This is a genomic window from Zobellia roscoffensis, assembly GCF_015330165.1.
Taxonomy (GTDB): domain Bacteria; phylum Bacteroidota; class Bacteroidia; order Flavobacteriales; family Flavobacteriaceae; genus Zobellia; species Zobellia roscoffensis.
Window position 1 is genome coordinate 3561052 of record NZ_JADDXT010000002.1, and the last position, 23159, is coordinate 3584210.

The 23159-nt window shown below is 33.7% G+C and carries 16 protein-coding genes; 1 reads left to right on the forward strand and 15 read right to left on the reverse strand.

Translation table 11 applies throughout. The annotated features are described in order from the left end of the window. Positions 1 to 34 precede the first annotated feature (34 nt). The 15 genes from IWC72_RS14400 to IWC72_RS14470 all read right to left on the reverse strand — a co-directional run bounded on the left by IWC72_RS14400 (position 35) and on the right by IWC72_RS14470 (position 21019). A complete protein-coding gene (locus IWC72_RS14400) occupies positions 35 to 1180 on the reverse strand; it encodes a glycosyltransferase family 4 protein (protein WP_194530239.1) in 1146 nt (381 codons plus the stop codon). Next, the gene (locus IWC72_RS14405; RefSeq protein WP_194530240.1) at positions 1180 to 2343 is read right to left on the reverse strand and encodes a glycosyltransferase; all 1164 of its coding nucleotides are present in this window, start codon (positions 2341 to 2343) and stop codon (positions 1180 to 1182) included. The genes IWC72_RS14400 and IWC72_RS14405 overlap by 1 nt, the downstream gene beginning before the upstream one ends. Positions 2344 to 2440: 97 nt before the next feature. Further along, positions 2441 to 3523 carry a glycosyltransferase gene (locus IWC72_RS14410; RefSeq protein WP_194530241.1) on the reverse strand — a complete coding sequence of 361 codons (1083 nt, stop codon included), beginning with the start codon at positions 3521 to 3523 and terminating at the stop codon, positions 2441 to 2443. Next, on the reverse strand, positions 3510 to 4460 hold the full coding sequence (locus IWC72_RS14415; RefSeq protein WP_194530242.1) for an ATP-grasp fold amidoligase family protein: 951 nt from the start codon (positions 4458 to 4460) through the stop codon (positions 3510 to 3512). Before IWC72_RS14415 ends, IWC72_RS14410 begins: the two co-directional genes overlap by 14 nt. 129 nt (positions 4461 to 4589) lie before the next feature. Next, on the reverse strand, positions 4590 to 6446 hold the full coding sequence (gene asnB / locus IWC72_RS14420) for an asparagine synthase (glutamine-hydrolyzing) (RefSeq protein WP_194530243.1): 1857 nt from the start codon (positions 6444 to 6446) through the stop codon (positions 4590 to 4592). Between the two features lie 259 nt (positions 6447 to 6705). After that, positions 6706 to 7863, reverse strand: coding sequence for an O-antigen ligase family protein (locus IWC72_RS14425; protein WP_194530244.1), 1158 nt, complete (start codon positions 7861 to 7863; stop codon positions 6706 to 6708). Positions 7864 to 7869: 6 nt separating this feature from the next. Beyond that, positions 7870 to 8964 carry a glycosyltransferase family 4 protein gene (locus tag IWC72_RS14430; RefSeq protein WP_194530245.1) on the reverse strand — a complete coding sequence of 365 codons (1095 nt, stop codon included), beginning with the start codon at positions 8962 to 8964 and terminating at the stop codon, positions 7870 to 7872. Positions 8965 to 8997: 33 nt separating this feature from the next. Continuing rightward, positions 8998 to 9897 carry a glycosyltransferase family 2 protein gene (locus IWC72_RS14435; protein WP_194530246.1) on the reverse strand — a complete coding sequence of 300 codons (900 nt, stop codon included), beginning with the start codon at positions 9895 to 9897 and terminating at the stop codon, positions 8998 to 9000. Positions 9898 to 10073: 176 nt separating this feature from the next. Next, on the reverse strand, positions 10074 to 11612 hold the full coding sequence (locus IWC72_RS14440; RefSeq protein ID WP_194530247.1) for a lipopolysaccharide biosynthesis protein: 1539 nt from the start codon (positions 11610 to 11612) through the stop codon (positions 10074 to 10076). Beyond that, complete coding sequence (locus IWC72_RS14445) at positions 11612 to 12631, reverse strand: glycosyltransferase (RefSeq protein ID WP_194530248.1); 1020 nt, start codon at positions 12629 to 12631, stop codon at positions 11612 to 11614. Before IWC72_RS14445 ends, IWC72_RS14440 begins: the two co-directional genes overlap by 1 nt. Before the next feature lie 188 nt (positions 12632 to 12819). After that, complete coding sequence (locus IWC72_RS14450) at positions 12820 to 14637, reverse strand: Ig-like domain-containing protein (protein ID WP_194530249.1); 1818 nt, start codon at positions 14635 to 14637, stop codon at positions 12820 to 12822. Between the two features lie 373 nt (positions 14638 to 15010). After that, positions 15011 to 16291: a nucleotide sugar dehydrogenase gene (locus IWC72_RS14455; protein WP_194530250.1), complete on the reverse strand. Its 1281-nt coding sequence runs from the start codon at positions 16289 to 16291 to the stop codon at positions 15011 to 15013. Positions 16292 to 16296: 5 nt separating this feature from the next. Further along, positions 16297 to 17298 (reverse strand): SDR family oxidoreductase, encoded by a 1002-nt coding sequence (locus tag IWC72_RS14460; protein WP_194530251.1) that lies wholly within the window; start codon positions 17296 to 17298, stop codon positions 16297 to 16299. 250 nt (positions 17299 to 17548) lie between these two features. Next, on the reverse strand, positions 17549 to 18658 hold the full coding sequence (locus tag IWC72_RS14465; protein WP_194530252.1) for a hypothetical protein: 1110 nt from the start codon (positions 18656 to 18658) through the stop codon (positions 17549 to 17551). A gap of 273 nt (positions 18659 to 18931) precedes the next feature. Then, the gene (locus IWC72_RS14470) at positions 18932 to 21019 is read right to left on the reverse strand and encodes an Ig-like domain-containing protein (protein WP_194530253.1); all 2088 of its coding nucleotides are present in this window, start codon (positions 21017 to 21019) and stop codon (positions 18932 to 18934) included. 550 nt (positions 21020 to 21569) lie between these two features. On the opposite strand from IWC72_RS14470, the gene IWC72_RS14475 reads away from it, so the two are divergent. After that, positions 21570 to 23057 carry a DUF2264 domain-containing protein gene (locus IWC72_RS14475; RefSeq protein WP_194530254.1) on the forward strand — a complete coding sequence of 496 codons (1488 nt, stop codon included), beginning with the start codon at positions 21570 to 21572 and terminating at the stop codon, positions 23055 to 23057. Positions 23058 to 23159 lie beyond the last annotated feature (102 nt).

Consider the following 23159-nt stretch of genomic DNA (forward strand, 5'->3'; position numbering starts at 1 on the left):
CTGTCATTTTTTAGTATAATTGGATGAATGTTAATTAGTCAAGGAGTTGATATTCTTTTAATTGTTCGGACCAAACATACTCTTGATTATATTTTTTAGCAATTAGCTGCCTGTATTCTTTATTGTGATTTTCATGTTTTGACGTATTCTCCAAACAGTTTAACATGGCTTCTGTTAATGCATTACTATCCCTTACAGGGATTATGGTGCCGTTTACTCCATTTTCAATTATTTCATTGGAGCCATTTATATTGGTAACAATGCTGTAAATACCCATGGCACCTGCTTGTAACAGAACGTTGGGAAAGCCTTCTCGATAGCTAGGGAAAACAAAAATATTCGAGATAGCAAAATAGGGTCTAACATCTTGCTGCCAACCGGCGGATATTATGGAATCATTTTCTTCAATTTCTTTTTCTATCGAAAAAGGCAATGGGTCCATATCTTTTTCATAGGGCCCTACAAGTAACAGTTTAGAATTTTTAGAATGCTTTTGTATTTTAGTAAATGAGTTAATCATTTCTTCTATACCTTTATCGAAACCAATACGGCCTACAAAAGTCCAAACAAAATCTGGCTGTTGAATATTCAAGCTTTCCCGTATTTCGTTTTGCTTATTTTTGGGGTAGATTTCGGGGTCAAAATGAGAAAGGTCAATTCCATTTACATTGCCATGTCCTATAATTTGTAAAGGTTTTTTGGTGATTTTATATTTTATAAGATCATTCTTCACACCTTGGCCTTCGGGATAAATATTGGTAGCACAATAACAGATTATTCTATCGAAAAAAATCAACATCTTTTTCATCATTCCAGTTTGAGTGGGAAACACTAGTCCTGTAAAAGTGTGTAATCTATTGGGTACTCCTGCCAAATATCCAGCAACCGTACTTAAAAGTCCAGCCTTGGGAGTGATGGAATGAATAATAAACGGTTTTTCTTTTCTAAAAAGGGTGTATAATTTGTAAAGTGATTTGAAGTCGGCTAGAATATTAATCCTCCTGTCAATATTTACCACTATAGTGTTAATACCTTCAGTTTCCCTAATAGTTTGGTGTTGCTCACCTTCGGAAGCTATTGCGCTCACCTCATAATGCTCGTTCATGAAACGCAACTGGCCCTTTAAAAGCACGGCAAGAGAGCCAGGGGCCGCGGCAATTCTAAAAAGTTTTCTTTTCATTATCTATTAAGGTGTTTGCACCAAATAACTTTGGATAAAGCTAGTTCATAAGATTTTAGGATTCCTTCCTTACTAAAGTCCTTTATGCGCTCAAGAACATGTGTTTTACAACTTTTTAAATACTCAGGATTTTCTAAAAAATAAGTCATTCCTTTGGCCATTAAGTCTACATTGCCCACAGGCGTTAAAATTCCGTAAGATGTTTGCATAATTTCAGTTTCATGAGGCTCATCCAGTTTCATTATTTCGCTAGGGCCTGACTTGCAATTTGTGGTCAAGATAGGTAACCCACAGCACATGGCCTCTAACAATACATTGGGAAATCCTTCATGATTGGAGCCGAAAACGAATAAATCGGCTGCTTTTAAGTATTGATAAGGGTTATTGTCAAAACCAAGGAAGAATACGCGGTCTTCGAGGTTTAAATCGACAACAAGTTGTTTTAATTCTGTTTGAAGATGACCACGCCCCAATAGATACAATCTTACCTTAGGAACTTTTTCAATAGCTTCTAGCAAAAGCTTATGATTTTTAACAACTTCCATTCTTCCCACCGTAATCATATTAAAATAGGCAGGGTCAAAAAAGTTTTCTTTTTGTTCTATGTTGTCAATTTTGTCAATATCTATGGGGTTTTGTATGACCCCAGTTAATTCTGGTTTAATATTGTAATTATCAATCAAATCCTTGACGTTAGCCTCTGAGTTTCCAATAACAAAATCGGCTTTTGGATAGAGCTTTTTAACCAATATGTTATTAATTTTTGATTGCGCATCACCATAGCCATACTGCATACTTGCATAATTACGCTCGCTAACAATAATTTTCGGCGGTCTTTTGTTCATATACCGCATTAAAACATTTACGTAATTGGGTCTAGACAATAAGCTGAAGGAGTGCGTGAGTTTTAGTTTTTTAGAGAGTCGAGCATACTTGTATGCCAAATATGGAAGTTTAACTAGTTTGAAAATACCGTTTTCATTGGCCTGTGATTTTTCTATATAATGAACGGGAATGTCTTCAGGAACATCATAACTGATCGTGTTGTTCATTAACACTAAATGTACGGTGTGTCCATTACTTTTTAAATAAGGCAAAAGGTATGAGACTACACGTTCAGCGCCACCGCCAGCTAAAGAGTATATAAAGAGGGCTATTGTCATTTGTAATGTTTTTTCAATTATAGGCCGATAGATTTCAAAAGGATGAGATCTAAAGTGCTAGAGATATAGTGATGGAGGATGGATTAAAACTTTCAATTTATTTTGATTTGGTGATACTTAGAAAAAAGGACTTGTAATCTTCCAAGATTATACTTTTATCGAACTTAGAGTAAACGGAATTGGAAACGGTTTTAGGATTAAAATGCTCTAGATTGTTGAGGTGTTGAAAATATTCCTTCTCATTCTTTGCAATAAAGCCGTTTACGCCGTCTTCGACTATTTCTCGAGTACCCCCAGGAGCGTCAAATACAATAACGGGAGTACCTACGGCACAACTTTCAAGTAAAGCATTCGGAAAACCTTCTGCAAAAGAACCCTGAAGATAAAAATCACTTTCCCGAAGATATCGTTCGACATCATTTGTGAAATCCACAAATTTCACCTTACTGGTTAAGTTCAGTGCATCAACAGAATTTTTAATCGAATCTTTTTCGGGGCCGCTTCCAATAATGGTGTAAACGAATGGATATTTAATATTTGAGAGTACGTTAAGTATTCTCAAATGACCTTTAATAATAGCGAGTCTTCCTACTGTGATGAACTGAGTGACTCGATTCTTGTCTATAGGCTCATTATGTTTTACACTAAAATTTTCTGTGATGGGGTTGTGAATTATTTTGAGTTTATTTTCTGGTATTTGGTATTCTTGTTTACAATCCAAATACATATCATAAGATTGGCAAACGATATAATTCAATTTTCGTAAAGCCCACTTTCTTAAGATACTGAAAAACGTATTGGTACTTTTTGCTTGATAATCTGAACTGGCCTTGCTAACACTGGCTTGACGACCGATAAAGACGATTTTAGGAAAGATAGGGGAAATCATGCCCATTGATACGTTAAGATGATCAATAGAACTCATAATGATTTGCGGTTTTTCTTTTAACAGATGTAAAATTAAGTTTGGAATAGCAGTAAGAACCCTTGTCTTATTTAAAAAGACAACATTAGCACCCTTTATGTCATAAGCGGTATTTGCCTCATGACCTAAAACAAGAAGTGTAGTTTCGAAACTTGAGGAATTTAGATTTTTTGCTAAAAAAGACATGACCCTTTCAGCTCCGCCCGGCATTAAATTAGGGATAATAAAAATAGTTTTGATTTTATTTTTTTTCAACGGTTTCTATATTTAATAATTGACCTAACTTTTTATCCCAAATTTCTGGTTTTATAGGGAGGTAACCTCCGTCATGGTGAAAAGTGATTTCTCCAAAAAAAAGCTGTCCGTCAACATCGTACCAGTCAACCCTTGCGTAGCAAAAGGGCTGTGCTAGCTTTTCCGATAGTTTTTTCATCAAATCAAAGGTTTTGGGCTTTTCGATATCTGTATCGCTTGGGTCGGTATATTTCGTCCCTTTGTGAGAGGACCATTTGTAGGGTTCTCTAGTCCAATTTTGGGAATACCAATTTCTGTGATGTTCATCAGTATCTCGTCCAGCATCAACCGATACCATTCTAACTTTACCATTGAAGCAATGCACCTTGTAGTCGAATGGAATGTTGCCATTTTTATCTTGAAGTAGTTTTTCTACAATAATTCTGGGTTCAATATTTTTATATTGCCATTCCCTAGAGCTCCAGTAGTAGCTTTGTTTTAAGCGCTTTTTTAGGTTTTTTCTGGCTTCAATCCAGTTTACTTTACTTTTGTTGTATACAAATATCCCTCCACTACTGTCGTGGTTAGCCTTAATTATACAGGGTGTTTCGGGGATGTTTTCTGGTTTAATTTCGTATGGATCAAATGTTTCGAGAAAAAGGGGTACAAGATATTCATTTCCGATTTTTCCAATGACATATTCCCTTACTTTGTACTTATCTGAACACATGGTGTGAAGAGGTGTCCTATCATGTAATTTCAACCAGTTTATTTTTTCATTTAGTGTTTCCGGGTTTTTAAGGTTTAGGGGGTATCCCATATGCCATTTGAATTTCAATTTTATGTAATTCTTATCAGGCATGAATTTGGTTAAAAGACCAAACAGGAAATATATGGGTTGAATTAAATAATACCCCAAAATTGTATGACGGTGTAGGTAGTCAATCTTTTTTCTCATAATAACGATTGGTTAGGGCTTGCTGATTCATTCTAATATAGGAAATTTACAGGAATATAGATTTCTCCCATCATACTGGATACGCTATTAAATTACACAATGATATTAACTTTTATAGTTAGTCAGTTGCTATTGTATTGATAGGCCAGAGGCATTTTTTGACAACCATTGTCTTAATATTAAAAGTTTCCATATCATAGTATGATGACTATAATCATTGTTCATATGTTGCTTTATTAATTTTTGGACTTCGAGCGGTTTTATACCAGGTATAGATTTTAGGTTATCTAGGCTTAATTCAGATTGTACATAATCTTTTAATTCGTTTCTAAACCAAATGCCCAGAGGCATACTGAATCCAGATTTTGGTCGATCAAAATATTGTTTAGGAACATGTGAATAAAGTATATCTTTTAAAATTCTTTTTTGATTGTGGCCATTAAATTTAAAATCAGAAGGTAACGATTCAGCGAACTCAACAACTCTATAATCTAGCAAGGGTGATCTAGCTTCCAGTGAATAGGCCATGCTTGCTCTGTCTACTTTTGTGTTGATATCCCAAGATAGGTAAGTTTTAATATCAAAATCTGAAATTCTCTCATAGATGTTCTTTTTATTATGGAAAAGATATTTCAATTCTGCAACCTTATCTGTTTCATAAGTCCGTTCCAACCATGAGACATCTGGACTCGTTATAGATTTTAAATAAGCTTCCTCTATATTTTTCAATTTCAGAAAGCCTGACAAATTTTTAAAACGATTATTTTTATAAGGAATATTTTGAAGCAGTGAGCTCAAAACGTTCCTTATAAAATAAGGTATTTGATAGGTTGTTTGTTTTGATTTGACCCAATTATATCGCCGATATCCTAAAAAGCTCTCATCTCCTCCATCTCCCGAAAGGGCAACAGTTACCTTCTTTTTGGTATGTTTTGCAAGAAGCATGGATGGAATAGCAGAAGAATCGGCAAATGGTTCATCGTAATAACTACAAAAATTTTGAATAAGATCAATACCTTCATTATAGTCACATTCAATAATATAATGGTCGGTATTTAAATGGTTTGCAACCTTTTTAGCATAAGAACTTTCGTCAAACCCTTCCTCATTAAATTTGACCGAAAAAGTCTTAATCTTTTCGGAATTATTTTTTGCAGCCAAAGCGGCAATTAGTGATGAGTCAACTCCTCCTGACAAAAAAATACCTACAGGTACGTCTGCGACCAAACGAGTTTTTACAGCATCAGTTAGCAGTTCTTCTAATTCTTCAGTGGCTTCTTTATAACTTTTTTTGTAAATAGTGTTATTGGAACAATCAATATCCCAGTATTGGTGAGTTTTAAAGTCGGAATTAGCCAGGTTATAAATAAACCAATGGCCATCTTCTAACTTTTTAACTTCATTAAAAATTGAGTTAGGAGAAGGAATAGAATTCCATGTCAAATATTCTTGTATTGATTTTTCTGAAATTGAAAGATTGTTATTAAACAATTTAATCGAAGATATTTGACTAGCAAATTCAAATTGATTGCCATTTAAGTAATAATAAAAAGGTTTTTGTCCTAATCTATCTTTAGCTCCGTAAAGAATGTTTTTATTAGCGTCATAAATTACAAAAGCAAACATACCATTAAAGTGATTGGCACAATCCATTCCATATTCGAGATATGATGCACAAATGACTTCTGTATCACTTTCTGTTTTGAAAGAATATCCTTTGTTCTTTAGTTGATTTTTTAAAGCTTTGAAATTATAGATTTCACCATTAAAAACAATATGAATATCACTATTGTAGTTCATTGGTTGGTTAGACCTCGGGTCTAAATCAATTATAGATAATCGATTGTGCCCAAAAGTGATTTTGGACCCTTCATTTTTATAAATTTCCCAACCTGTTTCATCAGGACCTCTAAAAGAAGTAATTTCTAATTTTTGTTTAACTTGATCTTCGCTATAAGCTATTGTAGTTCCGTAGATTCCGCACATTATAATTTTGTTGAATAGGTTGTCTAAGAGTTTGGATAATGGTTTTAAATATAGATTTCAATATGCCTACTATATTTGGAGTTAGATTTTTATTTGTTTATTCTGATTAGGTATTTTGAAACTAGTTCTAAACTTAGATAACCATCATTAGATGTTTCTATTGTATTGAAGTGTTAGTTAATATAAATTAACACCAACTTAGTTAATGCTAAAATATACAAAACGGTTTAAGGTGTTACAATTTTATTTTTCTCTAGTTTTAAGTCTTTTCGGAATATTGACTGCCTAATAATTTTTCGTCAGCTTTGCTTAAGGCAGAAAAAATCCACAATGCTATAAATAGTAAATACGAACTAGTAAAAAAACCGTGGTTAGTCATTAATACGCTTGCCAACGCAATAGACATAAAAAGTAAGCTAGGATTTACAAAAAAATGCTTAAGGCTTTTTTTTGTTATTACTATAAAAAATAATATCAACAAAAAAAATGGTATGATACCTGCTTCTCCTAATATCTTCAAATATGAATTATGTACTCCTAAAAAACCTCCAACACCACCTCCTCCAAAAGATTCAAAACCATTACCGAAGATAGGTTTATCAAGAATGAAACTGTAGAAGGTTTCCCACGTTTCAAAACGTGATCCTTCATTCAGATCGTTAGCCGCATTCGAATCACCACTCAAAGTACCCGCTAGTTGAGTTAGTCTCTTATTTTGGACTGGTAAAAATGAGTTGTATGTAACCAAAACAAGAACTAATCCAAAGCCTAAAGCCAGTTTGTTTGCATTCTTAATAGAGATTCTAATTGATATTAAATTTATCATAATCCACAATAGAATGAACGTTCTTGAAAAGGTCAATAGCCCCATTAATGTAATTATCCATTGTGCTATTAATTTAAATTTAGGATTTTTTAATGTATAACTTAATCCGTATCCTAATATACATATAAAGCCTCCTGAATTTGGGTTTAAAAAGAAACCACTATATCTACCATAATCTTTTAACGGATTGTTAAACAGAAAGATTTGAAAAATAATGCTTAGTGCTCCAATTAACAGAAAAATAAAAAGTTCTTTAGAAGATGTTCTTTGCGCCACTTCATGTCCGCATATAATAATAATGAAATATTTTATCCAAATTATTAAATGAACTTGTAGTGGGGGCATATAAGATTGTCCGGATAAACTAGAAATTACAAAGTATAATAATCCAATAACAATAAACCAGGGGTTAAATCCTGTACGTTTATTCATAAAATAAAAAACGATAAGAAGCCCGAATGATAAATAGCTAAGTACTGATGACAAAACTGGATTCATATAAGTAAGAACAAACCCAGGAATATTAAGTACGATAAGTGCTAAAATGGTATGTTTTAGTAATTCATTTGGGTTAATCAACTCTCTTGTCATAAGATTTTAGACTAGTTTAGTAATATAATTTTCCCATAATTTAACAATGGATGTAATTTTATATTTCTCTGTCGACTTCATGGCATTTTCAGAGAACTTATTTTGCAAAACTATATCATTCATCAATTGAGACATTTTTTTTTGTAATACATTTTGATTTCCAACAGGAATTAAAAACCCATTTTCTTTATCTTTAATTAAATCAGTGGGACCATGTTTACAGTTTGTAGAAATGGTAGGAATTCCAAAATATAAAGCTTCCAGTAAGGCATTTGGGAAGCCTTCATGCTCAGATGTAAATACAAATAATTTTGCTTGGTTATAATATTTATATATCACTTGCTGTTTTCCAACAAAGTTTATTTTTTTCTCAAGCCCCAGTTTTTTTGTGAGATCAATGTTTTTCTTTTTAGTAGGGCCATCACCTACAAAAACAACTTGCCAATCTTCGTTTTTAATCTTAGAAAAAGCCTGTATTAAGAGTTCTTGTGCTTTTCCTTTCTTGAAGCTGCCTACATTTAAAATTATGTTTTTTAAACGGTCTGGTTCTTTATTCCTTTTGAAGGAAAGAGCTTCAGCTATAGGATTAGGAATTACAATTATTTTAGAGGGACTTAGTTTTTTCGAGTAAAAAATTTTGTTAGCTTCAGTTTGAACCACTAGATATTTGCAAAATCTGTAACTAATATCTCTGGTTACTTCAAGTAGTTTAGGTAATTTGTATATGTCATGATTTGCTCTTTCACTTACTATACAAGGAATTCGAGATAATTTAGAGGCCCAGATGGAGTAAATGTTAGAAGATGTCATAAAACTAATAACCAGTTGAATTTTATTTTCCTTTAGAATTTTGGATAATGTTCTAACCCTATTCAACCCATCATAAATAGATTTAATAGGTGTAGTATCATTCTTAATAACGTCAGAGCAATACCGCAATGTTATTCTAGGGTTTAATTCATAAAATGGATTGGTTTTAACCAAAGTTATTATATAAACATCATAATCCAGTATTAGATTATTTGCTAATTCGGTAATAACTCTTTCGGCACCACCAGACTCTAAACTGTAAATTACAAAAGCAATTTTTTTTCGTTCCATTGAACTAAATTTATATTGCAAATTTATCCTTTATTATGATTTTATGGCTGAAATGAACTTTTTCGGTAATTCTATACAGAAAGCAATCATACAAGCAAGAAGCTTACTCGTGCTTAAACGTGTTTGATTATCTCTGTAAAAATAAAATGCTTTGATATAAGTAAAGCCAACTTTACGATAGTATTTTTTATTTAGTATTTTGAAAAAAGGCACTTTTTCCAACTCATAAAAAGAAGAATAATAATGTCTTTTTTCTACTTTTAAGCGTGTTTTTTTTTGAAGTATATAACCGTCTTCAGATAAACAATAAGTGCGATGTACCATATTTACACATAGGAAATCAAAATCCTTATTAATTCTATTCCATGAAACACTAGGGTTCACTCTAGAATTGGGATTTGTAAATTTTTTATACTCTTGAAGGACGGAGGTACGCCAACTATGCCATTTTTCACCCAATGGCGGCCCATTTCTATCTAAAACTCTTTCCTTAAAGTTTACTTGCCAAAAGTTAGATGGAAATTTTTCACCAATTATATTTCCCTTTTCATCTTGGACCAGAGTCCATACAGCTCCAATTTGTTGTCCGTTTTCTGTTTTGTCTATGGTATCCCATATAGATTTTAAATCTTCCAACATAGTTGTTGTAAATGTATCATCATCATCAGCAATAATAGTAATTGGATGAGTGCATTTATCTATGCCAAAATTCACTACCGGAGCCTTGCCCACATTATTAGGGAGCTTATGATATACGATTCTAAAATCATTCTCATCTTCTTGCCATTGTCTAACAACTTCTGAAGTATTGTCCGTTCCTGCATCATCAATTATTATCCATTCAAAATCTTGGCACGTTTGGTTTTTTAATGATGTGTATACTCTATCTATTACGTCTGCTCTGTTATGAGTAGGAGTAAGTATGCTGAACATAGTTTGCGAGTTTATATAACGAAGTTTTTAAAAAATTACTCAACTTGTCATGAAGAGTTTGAAAACCACGAAAATACATTATTTAATACAGCTAACGCTAGATATCGGTTCAATTTCCAATTCGTAGGTTGAAATTTAAAAAGGAGGATTCATTGGTGAACCGGATTTAAAAAAACTTATCTTTTTTTGACACCATTTATTAAACGTTTAATTAAATCACGAAAATATCGATCTGTTAGATATAATAAGCCACCATAAAAACCAATCGTAATTATAGAGACAAATATCGCAAAGGTGATAAAGTCATAATAATTGTTTATGTCTGATTTCAAAAAATTATTTATGATAAAGCTCGTGCCAATATATACAGGAATAAAGGTTAGACTTAATTTTAGGAAACCAATAATGTAATGGTAAAAGGGAAGGTGAAAAGCTTTGGTAAAAAGGAAAAAAGGGCGCCACAGCATAATAATTAACACAAGACTACAAGTTGTGCCAAGAAGAATTCCCGTTAGACCGAATTTAGTTACTAAAAGGACGGAAACGGAAAGGTTTATCACACTTTGGGCAATAGGAGCCCAAGTATCCGAATAAAGACCATATGCTTGTTTAAAAACGTCTACTGGTTGTCGGATCTGTAACATAAAAAAATTAATAGCGAAAAGAGCTACGGTTGAATCAGAGAGAATATATTTTTCACCCAACCAAAGTACGATGAAAGGGTCTACTAACGTAATGATACCAATTCCGACAATTCCAGCAATGAAAAATCGGAAAGACATCAGTTCCCAAAAGACTTGTTTAATGGAAGCTTGATTATGCTCGGCAACAAGGTTACCTACACTGGCATTGGTTCCTGAAAACATTTTATTGAGCAGAGTAGCGAAGTTTAATATTATCAATTGATAATTACCAAAAAAAGCTACTGTTTCTACATTAATAAATGAAAATATTAGAATGTTATCTGTACCATTAGATACAAATGTCCCTATTTTATGGAGACTGATTTGTTTTATCTTTTTTATTAGTTGGGGATAAGATTTGAATTCGTTTTTTGTTTCTTCTTTACTAAAAGATAGTTTTAACCAAGGGTATTGTGAATTGGTCTTTTTACGAAGTGATATTGTAAATAGAACTGAGCTGATAAGTTCAAGTGTAATCCAGGCGATAAAACTTTGAAAATAGAAAACAAAAATAATTTGAAGTACTATTTTCAAAATGTTATACGTTTGAAGGTATTTGGCTACCATATATTCTTTTTGGTCAGCCTGAAACAATAACATATGATAGTTAAAAAAATAGCCTAATAGAGAACTTGTTAAAAAAGTAAAGAAAGCATAATAAATAAGTGGCAGCGAAATGTTAGTGTTTTCAAAAATTAAGGGAAAAAAGCCCGAAAGTATTAGAGAAAGCCCAATGATAGCAAGTCCTATTTTTTTATAAACATTGCCGAAAAACCTAATTATATGGTTTATTTCAACATAATTTTTATCGAATATAGGCTTGTACAGGGTGAATCCTATAGCCGTACCTATACCTAACTCAGCTAAGTTTAAGAAACTTAGAAAACTCTGCAGAGTAGAGGTTAGGCCTATAAAATCGTCGCCTAGATTATCAAGAAAAATTTTGCGAGCGAAAAACTGGGTGAAAATAAAAATTACGTGAAAAAAGACGCTGACTTTAGCGTTTTGAATTGTGTTCTTGAGTCTTGACATTACAGTTTTAACAACATTAATCTTATTTTTATTCGGAATTCATTTAAGTTTAAAATAATCTTATATAGCCAAAACGGAGAAAGTTTAGCTAAGGTAGCGAAGAGAGAATTGTTGTTGTAGTCAAAGTCTAATTGTTTAACAATTTCTTTTTTTATTTCCTTTCTATAAGTATAGCTTTGATCTAAATGACTGTTAAAAAATAGACGGTCATAATGACTTAAAAGTGTTCTTATTAGATACGTACTGGCTAAAGTACGTATTGTTAGATTGTATTGTTGAGTATTGTTGAAAACATAATAAGGAGCGTCTTTTGCATCTAATTTTTTCATATTATAGGCGCTTCTTGTTATACTTTCATTTTCAGTGTTATAAATGTATAGTTGTTCTGCGACGTAACCTTGCTTTTCTATTTTATTCAAAACATCTAAAGTAAAAAAAACATCTTGATGGATTTTTCCGGGAATGAATTTTAATTCGGAAATTACATTATATTTATATATTCTTCTCCAAACGGACCAATTTTTTTCCCTAAGTAATCGTTCAACTGCATTTTCTTGCGTTTCTATAAATGAATATTTGTGCTTAACAGATGAGTTTTTTATACTATTTGATTTTACCAAATCACATTCTACAACCTCTAAATTATTTTCAAGAGCAAATGATATCATATTATGAAACATTTCATAATTTATATAATCATCACTATCAACAAAAGCTATAAAGTCACCAGTAGCTATTCTTAACCCCGTATTTCTAGCCACACTTGATCCAGCATTCGATTGCTGTTTAATTAGAATTCTATTATCTTTTTTTTTATAAACATTACAGATATTCCAACTATCATCTGTTGACCCGTCATCAATAAGAATGATTTCTAAGTTAGCATAGCTTTGTTTGATTACGCTTTCTATGCAGCGATTTAAATACCCGGCAGCATTATATACAGGAATAATTACAGAGAGTAGGGGGGTAGTCTGCAGTGATAAAATGGTTGAATTTGATGTTGGATGTTTTTCCAATTTATTGTTTTCTTTAAAAAATGTAATTCAGTACATTTTTTGTTTAAATCAAACCGCTATTATTTTTTTTAAATTCTTTGGTTGACAAAGATGTTTAAAAAAAATGAGTTACGCGAGAAAAGCTAAATTTTCTAATGATATCGGAAAATAAATTTAAGGGTATCATAAATAGTTTGGCTTTTTTGACTTTAGTTTTGTGCAAGGAAATGAAGAAACTCTTCTAAGTTTGTGTATCCGTCACCGTCATGGTCACCGTTATTGTCTTTAATACCGACTGTCCCATCAATATTGGTTTCCCAACTATCCGCAATACCGTCATTATCGGTGTCATAGGATGCGCCTCTTGATGTGCTTGTTTTGGATGGTACGGACGGAATAGTAAAACTTCCGTCATTTTGAAAATAGTTGTCTATATGCGACTGGTCTAAACTCTCTCTATGAATACTATTTCCTACTCCCCCAGAATCAACAAAAACCCTATCTTCTATATTTGACTGCGTAATTTCCCATGATGTTTTTAGGCTATTGACAATAACTCTGGACGGCTTTGCGTAAGTTGTTACATTAGAAGCGTAAGAACCGTTGCTGGGCGGGTTTATGAATACATTGTCGCCTACGAACAAAGCACCGTCACTTTCTTCTCCATCAGGGTTATTTATTGCATTTGCACCGTATGTTATTGTAGGGTATGCGAATGCATTTGAAGATGAAAACCCCTTATAAATGTTCCCAATTAAATCAAAGATATTCCCGTACACTATTAACCCTCCCATATCACCATATACAATGTTGTTTATAAACTCTCCTGTTTCCTTAGATACCCCGTAACCTATATATGGATTACGACCTTTTGACTCGTGCAAATAATTTCCTATAAAAGAGTATTCGTGAACATAACTTCCAATAAGTATATTATAATCGTTGTCTGACAACCCAAGCATACTGTTCTGAAACGTAACACGCTCAACATTTGAGGTTAGGTTTTTACCGTCTATATTAAAATTTTCATCACTAGCATGAGTTAGGGTTACATGGTCAATAATTACATCTTTCAAAGCGTATCCACTAACGCCCCAATTTTTAACTCTTAAACAATCTTCAGCTCCAGCCGTATCTTTTTCTCCATCAGCGACCCTTATGGTTATATATCTAAATATGACATTTGAAGTGTAAATATTAATACCTGCTCCCGTTATTGTAATGCCTGGACTAGGAGCTGTTTCTCCTGCTATGGTAACATTTTCTAAAGCAACATTATCAGCATAATTAACACTACCTATACTTAATGGACTGGTTATATTAATAGTTCCTGCAACATCAAATACTACAGTTCTAATGCCGTGACTTTTAATTGCCTCCCTTAAACTACCAGCTCCGCTATTGTTCAAATTTGTCACATGAATTACTGAACCACCACGACCACCAGTAGCATTTTTTCCAAAACCTTCTGCGGTTGGAAAGGCCTTAAGTTCTTCAAAGTTTTGAGAAATAATAACTGAAGTTTCGTTAGTTTCTTTGCTGCCATCTTCCAATTCTGTTTCCGTGGTATAGGTGAAAGAATCCGAAGATTTTTCGACCACTTCTTCTTCTTCTTCTTCTTCTTCTTCTTCTATGGTTTGTTCTGGCTCTTGTGGTTTTTCTTGATCTATTTCTACGTTACCTTCATTATTAGATTCAGGTTTTTCATTTACACTATCGGGTATATATGTAAGGGTTTTGTCTTCATTGATAGTGACGGAGCCATTCTCTGGTTGAGAGGTATCAACAATTTTTACTTTATCTGGATTAGTGATTACATCATTGGCCAATACATCTAAAACCAATATATCTTTACCTGCCAATACATAGGAGTCATTTATAAATAGGTTTCCGGTCAACCTGGCTTCTTGGGAGTCGGCAACGACATACTCGGCAAGTAAGTCCGTATCCTTGCTGCAAGAAATACTTAAAATTAGGATAAATAATAGCATGGCCAAATTAATGGCTTTTATATTTAGAATTTTCATAAGTAGGTGTTAAGATTTGGGATTTGGGATCCTTTTCTTAGTAAGTTTGGATTACATAATTTTGATTTTTGTTTTAGGTAATACTATAGTAGTATCCTGTTTACAAAAGTACTAACCCACAAAGGCAAATATTGTTGTTGAAATAGCATTTTAATAGATGAAGTGCACATCTCTTTTTGATAAATTCGATGAACGGTAAGTTTTATTAAGAAATAGCAGACTTAATAGATGAAAATGGAAATTTTTGCAAAATACTTTAAAGAGTAGGTGCAACAGTATTTATTGCTAGAGGGGGAGAAAACAAAAGAGCAGGACCTATGTCCTGCTCTTTTCATTATTTGGTTGATCAAAATCAACCTGTAAGAATCTGATTTTAAAGTCTTCCTTCAACTTCACATTCTAAGATGCCTTTTACGTCATATAAAACTCCATTGGGGTTTAACATACCTCTTAGGTCAATCTCTAAAAATTCTTTATGAGCTACAGCAAGCACAATAGTGTCGTACTTTTCTTTTGGTAATTGGTTTGTTATTTGCATGTCATACTCTTCTTCGACTTCATTTTTTGAAGCCCATGGATCGTAGATGCTAATATCGGCTCCGTAACTTTTTAAATTGCTGATGACATCCACGGCCTTTGTATTTCGTACATCGGGACAGTTTTCCTTAAAGGTGATACCTAAAACGAGCATTTTGGAGGCTTTAATTTTTATTTCTCGTTGTACCATCAATTTAATGACTTCCGATGCGACATATTTTCCCATACCATCATTCATACGTCTACCGGCCAAGATAATTTCTGGATGATAACCGAACTCCTGTGCTTTTTGCGCCAAATAGTAAGGATCAACACCTATACAATGACCTCCAACAAGACCGGGCTTGAATGGTAGAAAATTCCATTTCGTACCAGCAGCCTCAAGAACGGCACCCGTATCGATATCCATTAGGTTGAAAATTTTCGCTAACTCATTCACAAAAGCAATATTTATATCACGCTGAGAATTTTCAATAACCTTAGCGGCTTCGGCTACTTTGATTGTTGGAGCCAAATGAGTCCCAGCTGTAATGACCGAGGCATACAAATCATCCACTTTCCTTCCAACTTCTGGTGTAGAACCTGAGGTAACTTTTAGTATTTTTTCAACGGTATGTTCTTTATCTCCCGGATTTATTCTTTCTGGGGAATAGCCCACAAAAAAGTCTTTGTTAAACTTTAGTCCGCTTACTTTTTCAAGAACAGGGACACATTCTTCTTCTGTGACACCTGGGTATACCGTGGATTCATATATTACCGTATCTCCTTTTTTAAGAACTTTCCCAACGGTTTCACTGGATTTGTACAAAGGAGTCAATATGGGTCTATTGGTACTGTCAACAGGAGTGGGAACGGTAACGATGTAATAATTACAGTCTGTAATCGTTTCAATGTCATAGGAGCAATGTAAGCCCTTATTCATACTTGGGGTGTCGCTCAGGACTTCTTTTAACACATCGTCAGCAACTTCTAATGTGCTATCGGTTCCAGATTGAAGTTGTTTAACCCTACCTTGGTTGATGTCAAACCCAATAACAGGGTATTTTGTGGCGAAAAGTCTTGCTAAGGGAAGACCAACATAACCTAAACCAATAATAGCTATTTTAATATTCTTCATTATTTTTATTTTTTAAGGTTGTTCCAATACCAATCAACGGCATTTTTTAACCCTTCTTTTATATCAAATTGAGGTGCGTATCCTAATAATTCTTTAGATTTTTCTATGGAAGCTAAAGAGTGTGGTACATCTCCTTTTCTTTCAGGCCCGTAGGTAATATCAACATTGGCTATTTCCGGATCGTATTTACTTAAATATGATTTTAGTAATGTTATCAATTCATTTAAATCTGTTCTTTCACCAAAGGCTACATTGTAAACCGTATTAATTGCAGCTTCTCCTTGTGCAAGAATAGCTCTTATATTCATCTGCACCACATTGTCAATGTATGTAAAATCTCGAGAAAAACTTCCATCACCATTGATAACAGGGGATTCGTGATCCATAAGCTGCATTGTAAATTTTGGAATTACTGCGGCATAGGCGCCATTTGGGTCCTGTCTTTGGCCGAAAACATTAAAATACCTGAGACCAATGGTTTCTAATCGATATGTAGAGCTAAAGATTGAAGCGTAAAGTTCATTTACATACTTCGTAATTGCATATGGGGAAAGAGGTTTTCCGATGATATCTTCAACTTTTGGCATAGACTTGGAATCACCATATGTTGATGAGCTAGCTGCATATATAAAACGTTTGACTTTTGAATTACGAGCTGCGACCAGCATATTTAAAAATCCTGAAACATTGACGTCATTACTTGTAATTGGGTCATTAATTGATCGAGGAACAGAACCGAGAGCTGCTTCATGTAGGACAAAATCTACGTTTTCACATGCTTCATGACATATTTGTAGATTTCTAATATCCCCTTCGATTAATTTAAAATTTGAATTGGATAGAAAAGGGGCGATATTCTCTCGTTTACCAGTTGCGAAATTATCAAGGCAAACAACAGTATTTCCATTATCCAACAATGCTTCACACAGGTTTGACCCAATAAAACCAGCACCTCCTGTCACTAAAATTTTATAATCGGGCGATAATTGTAAATTTTCAAAAGACATTTAGATTGTGTTACGATTATTAAATATTCTCGATTGTTTAAATCGGATGCAAATTAAGTTAAAAATAAACTAAATATTAATTTTAATAGGTGCGGTGTGGGAATTATCGGTTGTGAAACATACGAATTTAAATTGCATACTTAAATCTATATCCAATTATGTTTTAATAAAAAATTAAAGTAACCTGTTTGTTTGAAGTACATGAAACTCAATCTAAAAAAAGTACGAAATACCGCTATATTTGTTTAAACTAATTGCGACTTCCATCATGCAAGGCTTCATTTATTTGTTCTAACGCTACATCGGATATTTTGTGCTCTTTATGACTGGTATCAGAATAAAAAAGAAACTTACCGTTGTCAAATTCACTAACTTTTTCTGAAATAAAATCCACGTATTTTTTATAATCATCACCTTCAAAGCAACATGAGTCATATCTGTTGAGTATTTGAAACTGGTAACGATTTTTCCCTGTGGCCCCCATAATGTACATGTCTAGATAATTTACCTTTTGATAAAGGTCAACATTAGTTTGCTCAAAATCCCCATAATTTTTAGACGGTTTTTGATATCTAATAAACATCGGGTAGGTTCCAGCTACCGGAAAGCTATAATTTATTCGTGTATCCATTGCGGCAGTTAAAGTAGTCGTCCATCCCCCCCCGCTCAGGCCTATCATAGAGATATCTTGAAAATTAAAGTTTTCAGCATAATTGAGCATTGTAATTACTGGGGCTATAAAAAATTGTAATGGCTTCTTTAAATACTTAAGCTCCTCGTGATTTTCTACATGAATTTTCCCTAATTTCTTCACCTCAATAACAGGTTGATTATTTTTGCCCTTAAGCGGCATTGCTAGAGCATAAATGGTAAACCCTTTTTCTAGAAAATATTGAATTGTACTTTTCCCAAGGTTAAAACCTCCACTATGGCCTTGATGATAAATTATAAGTCTATTGTTAGATGTCGAAGGGTGAAATATATAACCAATAGATTCCACCCCATAACTTTGCTCTATTTCGAACTGTTCAATTTCAAGTAGATTTTCTATACTTGTAAAGTACTCGTCTTTTGTATTGAAAATTGTATCTGGAACAGATGTGGGTAATATTTCTGACCCAAATATTTCATTAGTTAAAACATTTCTCAAAGAATCTATGGTATTGGTTTTTGCAGATATGAGTTCTTCCAGGTCATTTTTTGAATATACAATATCTTGCAAAGGATTTATGGTTTCCTTTTCCGATAAATCTTGAAAACTCTTGATTTGTTCATATGGAAAAACTCTATATTTCCCTATCATAACGCCATAAAACAAAGAGGCCGCAACAATCGCAATAAAAAATAATCTTTTCAGCATAGTTTGTATATGAGTAATTATTATACGTTATTTTTCTCAATACTCTTTAGATTGGAATTTAACAAGATTTTTTAAAGATGAATTTGTAACCATTTTTACATTTAAATCACGCATACAATCTATACTAACTGAGTTTTATTTAAAATATTACCTTTTGAGAAAAAAAATAAAGTTAGTTATTTGAAAATTAACTTATTATATCAACATAAAATAGCGGGAGTACATTCCCGCTATTTTTTCCTATTTAACTATACTTTGTAATTGTCAAATAATTTAATTGGCTAAGTAATACAGAAAATCCTCAAGATTAGTGTAGCCATCATTGTTTTTATCTTTATTTCCGTCCTTAATATCATTAGGGTTAAGTCCATGGCTTTTTTCCCAATCATCAGCTATTCCGTCTTTGTCACTATCTTTATAGGCTGTACCACCACTTATATTTGGAAATGAACTACTGCTATTTGTAGTTCCACTTCCGTTTTTATAGTGATTTATTAGGCGTTCATCAACAGCATCTCTTTTGGGTAAACTAGCTCCTACATAAGACAATAATTTATTATCCAGCTTTGAAGCACTAGTAGGCCTATAAGAAGATTTTGACTTTGGCGAAGAAAATAAATACGGACCCAGTTCTTGTCTATATATTCCAGTTAATTCAGAATCGATAATATTATCCGCTAAGTATGCATGTGTCTGCTTGATATCTCCGCTATCCTCATTCTCTGGATCAGGAGGAGTTAGTGTAATTGGATACTTTGTTGAAGTTTGAAAATCATTTGACAGTTTATATCTATTTCCAATAACACTAAAAGCCATTCCATCTGTTCCTGAAGTTGCCCATTTGAAGCCGTAGACTATGTTGTTAACTTGCTCAAAAGTAAAATCGCTATGGGAAATTAAATTGGCCAAAACGTTTCGACTACTATTTAAACTAAACAAGTTATTCAGTATTGATACGTTTTTTACTCGAGAAAGAAGAGTAGCTCTAGTACTTTCACCAATTAACGTATTTTGAATTGTAACATTTTCTGCATTTTTAACAGAAATATTTTCATCCAGCGCCCATGAAACTGAGCAATGGTCAATGATAATATTTTTTATTTTTACTGATTTATTGCTGGATCTAACCCTAATGCCATCCATATTATGACCATCTTGAGGGTTTGTACTTGAATTCATTCTAAATCGTAAATGTCGTACAATTACATTATCAGCTTGGATGCTTAAGGATCCGTTTTTTATAAGTATTCCTCCACCAGGAGCTGTTTGCCCCGCTATCGTAACATCACCTCTTCCACTATATATTGGCAAATTGGATTTAGCATTAATAGTACCGCCAACTTTAAAAATAATAGTTCGCGGAACCCTTATTTCTTCTAATGCATATCGCAGACTACCTGGGCCAGAATCATTCAGATTAGTGACTTCTACTATAATTCCACCACGTCCCCCGGTTGCATTTTTTCCAAACCCTTCTGCTGTTGGAAAGGCTTTTAATTCACTAAAGGCTTTTGCCGTAACAGTTACGGTTACCTCTTCTGTTGTTACGTTACCATCTTCATCCGTCGTCTCTGTAGTATAAGTAAAGGAGTCATCCACTTCTTCTTGAGCAGCAGCTTCGGCTTCGGCTTTTCTTCGAGCTTCTTCCTCTGCTTCAGCTTTTTCTTTAGCGTCCTGTTCTGCCTGAGCCTCTGCTTCCGCTTTTTCTTTAGCGTCTTGTTCTGCCTGTGCCTCTGCCTCAGCTTTTTCTTTAGCGTCCTGTTCTGCTAGTGCCTCTGCTTCCGCTTTTTCCTTAGCGTCTTGTTCTGCCTGGGTCTGTGCTTCAGCTTCCGCTTTTTCCTTAGCTTCTTGTTCCGCTTGAGCCTGTGCCTCCGCTTCGGCCTTTTCTTTAGCTTCTTGTTCCGCTTGAGCTTGTGCCTCCGCTTCGGCTTTTTCCTTAGCGTCTTGATCTGCTTGAGCCTGTACTTCCGCATCCTGTTCTGCTGCAGCTTCTGCTTTTTCTCGCGCCCGTATCTCAGCTTCAGCTGCTTCGGCCTCCTCTTGAGCGGTTCCGTCTCCTAAAACGTAAGTAATAGTATTATCTTCGTTAACAATGACATATCCATTGGTGGGGTTGGATGTGCTAATGATTTTAACATTATTAGAGTTTGTGAATCTATCATTTGCTAGAACATCCATAGTTATTCTGCCATTTTCACCGACTTTATAAAAATCATTTACACCTAAAACGTTACCGTTTATAGGTGCTGAACCATCCAAGTAGCTTTCTAGTAATTCTGTATCCTTGGAACAGGAGAAAAGTGTAAGAATGGATATAAGTACAATTGTGCATTTGGTACTAGTGGGGTTAGAAAGATTCATAAGTGTCAGATTGAATGTCAATTTGAAAGCAACCAATTTTTGGGCTTTAGTTAAAAAACGTTATTAAACACCGACAAAAGAATAAAATAAATCGGTGAACTACGTTAATTTAATGTGTTATTTAATTTTCATCGAAGGTGGTACGTATGTATTCAGCTTGTTGGACGTTGAAAAGATGAAAAAATCGTTGAAATGCACATTTTTTTAACGTTATTACTTTTTTATCTGTACGTAGCTGCATTTTTCTAAGGAAAAAAGAGGAATCTAAGATTGTTAAACGATTAAAACAGAAACTTGGATAATATGTGTGTTAAGAGTGTTGGTTTTTTTAGTTTGACCACTATGTTTTAATGGTTTATTATCTGTGCATATTTCATTTAAGAGATAGACGGGTTTTTGCTAAGAGGATTTTTTATAGGTAACAAGCTTTATTAACAATAATTTTAGGAATTTAGTAGTTTGTTAGTGGGAATAGGTAGGGTTCAATTTTGATTATCATTGGTCTCATTGGTAGTACAAAAGTCATCCTTGATTAATAATTATTTAGATAATGCGAAAGAAAAAAAAAAATCTTATACTTTTTTTAGTCATTCTTTTATTAGGTGTATCAGTTTACTATTGGCGATTACAAAGGGTTAAAGTTGATAATTGGGAAAACAATATATCGACTTTTGAAAATGCAGAGTCTTATGATAAAGAAGTTAAAACTATTTTTCTTGATACGCTTTCGTATTCTCCGCGTGAACGGTTTAAAGAGTTATTTAAGTATTTCTTTAAAGGGTATCAGGAGTATAAGTCTAAGAATGGGGCTTTGGTTTATTATCCAGGGGAATTTAGTGGTGGCGGTCAAAGTATTAATGCTTTAGAAGGTTTTGCCCGATTCTTTCCCTTAGGATGCTCATATATTTTGAACACCCAAAATGCTTCGATTTTTATTGATGATCAATTAATTAATGTTTCTGAACAGTTAAGGAATGCGGTGTTAATAGGGACCGATCCAGTATCAAAAGAGTATTGGGGGCAAATAGGGAATCGCGATCAAAAAATGGCTGAGGCTGCAGATATTGCTTTAGGGCTTTGGATTTCAAAAGATTTTATCTGGAATACATTTGATGAAGACGAAAAGAGACAAATTTATAGGTGGTTAATGGAGATTAGAGGAAAAACCCATGGGGATAATAATTGGAACTTATTTCCAGTGATGGTAGTAAAATCTTTAGAGGCCCTCGGTATGATCGAGCAAGAAGACGTAGAATTCGCTAATAAAAAATTTGAACGTTATTTAAAAAAAGATTATATAGGTAATGGGTGGTTCAAGGATGGTGAAGCTCCTCCGGATTATTACAATGCATGGGCTATACAGTATTGTTTATTTTGGATGAACCAAATGCATCCAGATTTCCATTCGGAATTTATTATTAAGACCAATGCAGATTTTTCCGAGTTTTTTAAACATTTTTTCGGGTCAAAGGGTTTTCCTATGATGGGGCGCAGTGTTTGTTATCGAATGGCTGCTCCATCGCCAATTATTGCTGGCTCATTGTTAAATCAAGAAGTAGTATCTTCTGGAGAAGCCTTACGGGCATTGGATTATACTTGGTCTTATTTTATTTCGAATGAAGCTGTTTCCGGAGGAAAGGTGACTCAAGGCTTTTATTCGGACGACTTGAGCATTCTTAATTCGTATTCTGGGGCAGGTAGTTGTCTTTGGTCTTTAAGGTCCCTTATTACTGCCTTTTATGTGGATGCTAAAATAAACCTATTGGATGCGGAACCGCAAAAGTTACCTGTAGAAATAGGGGACTTTGAAGTAAGGAATGAGAAAATCAATTGGATTATAGGCGGAGTTCAGAAAACAGGTGTGATTACCTTGGAGATTTTATCGAATCCCTTGGGTCCTATTAATGAACTTGAATCTTACTCAGATTGGGATGCTTTTTTGGAGACACTTTGGCAGTATCCCCATAGACCTAACAATAAAAAAGCATTGTATAAAAATAGATTTTATACAAATGAAAATACACTTTTTAAAAAGTAATGGATGAAGCTGTTACTGGTATGTATGTGCAGCTGTTCATCATTTAAAGTAAAAGGCTCGATATTTAATATCGAGCCTTTTATTTGTCTATAGGTGGAAAAA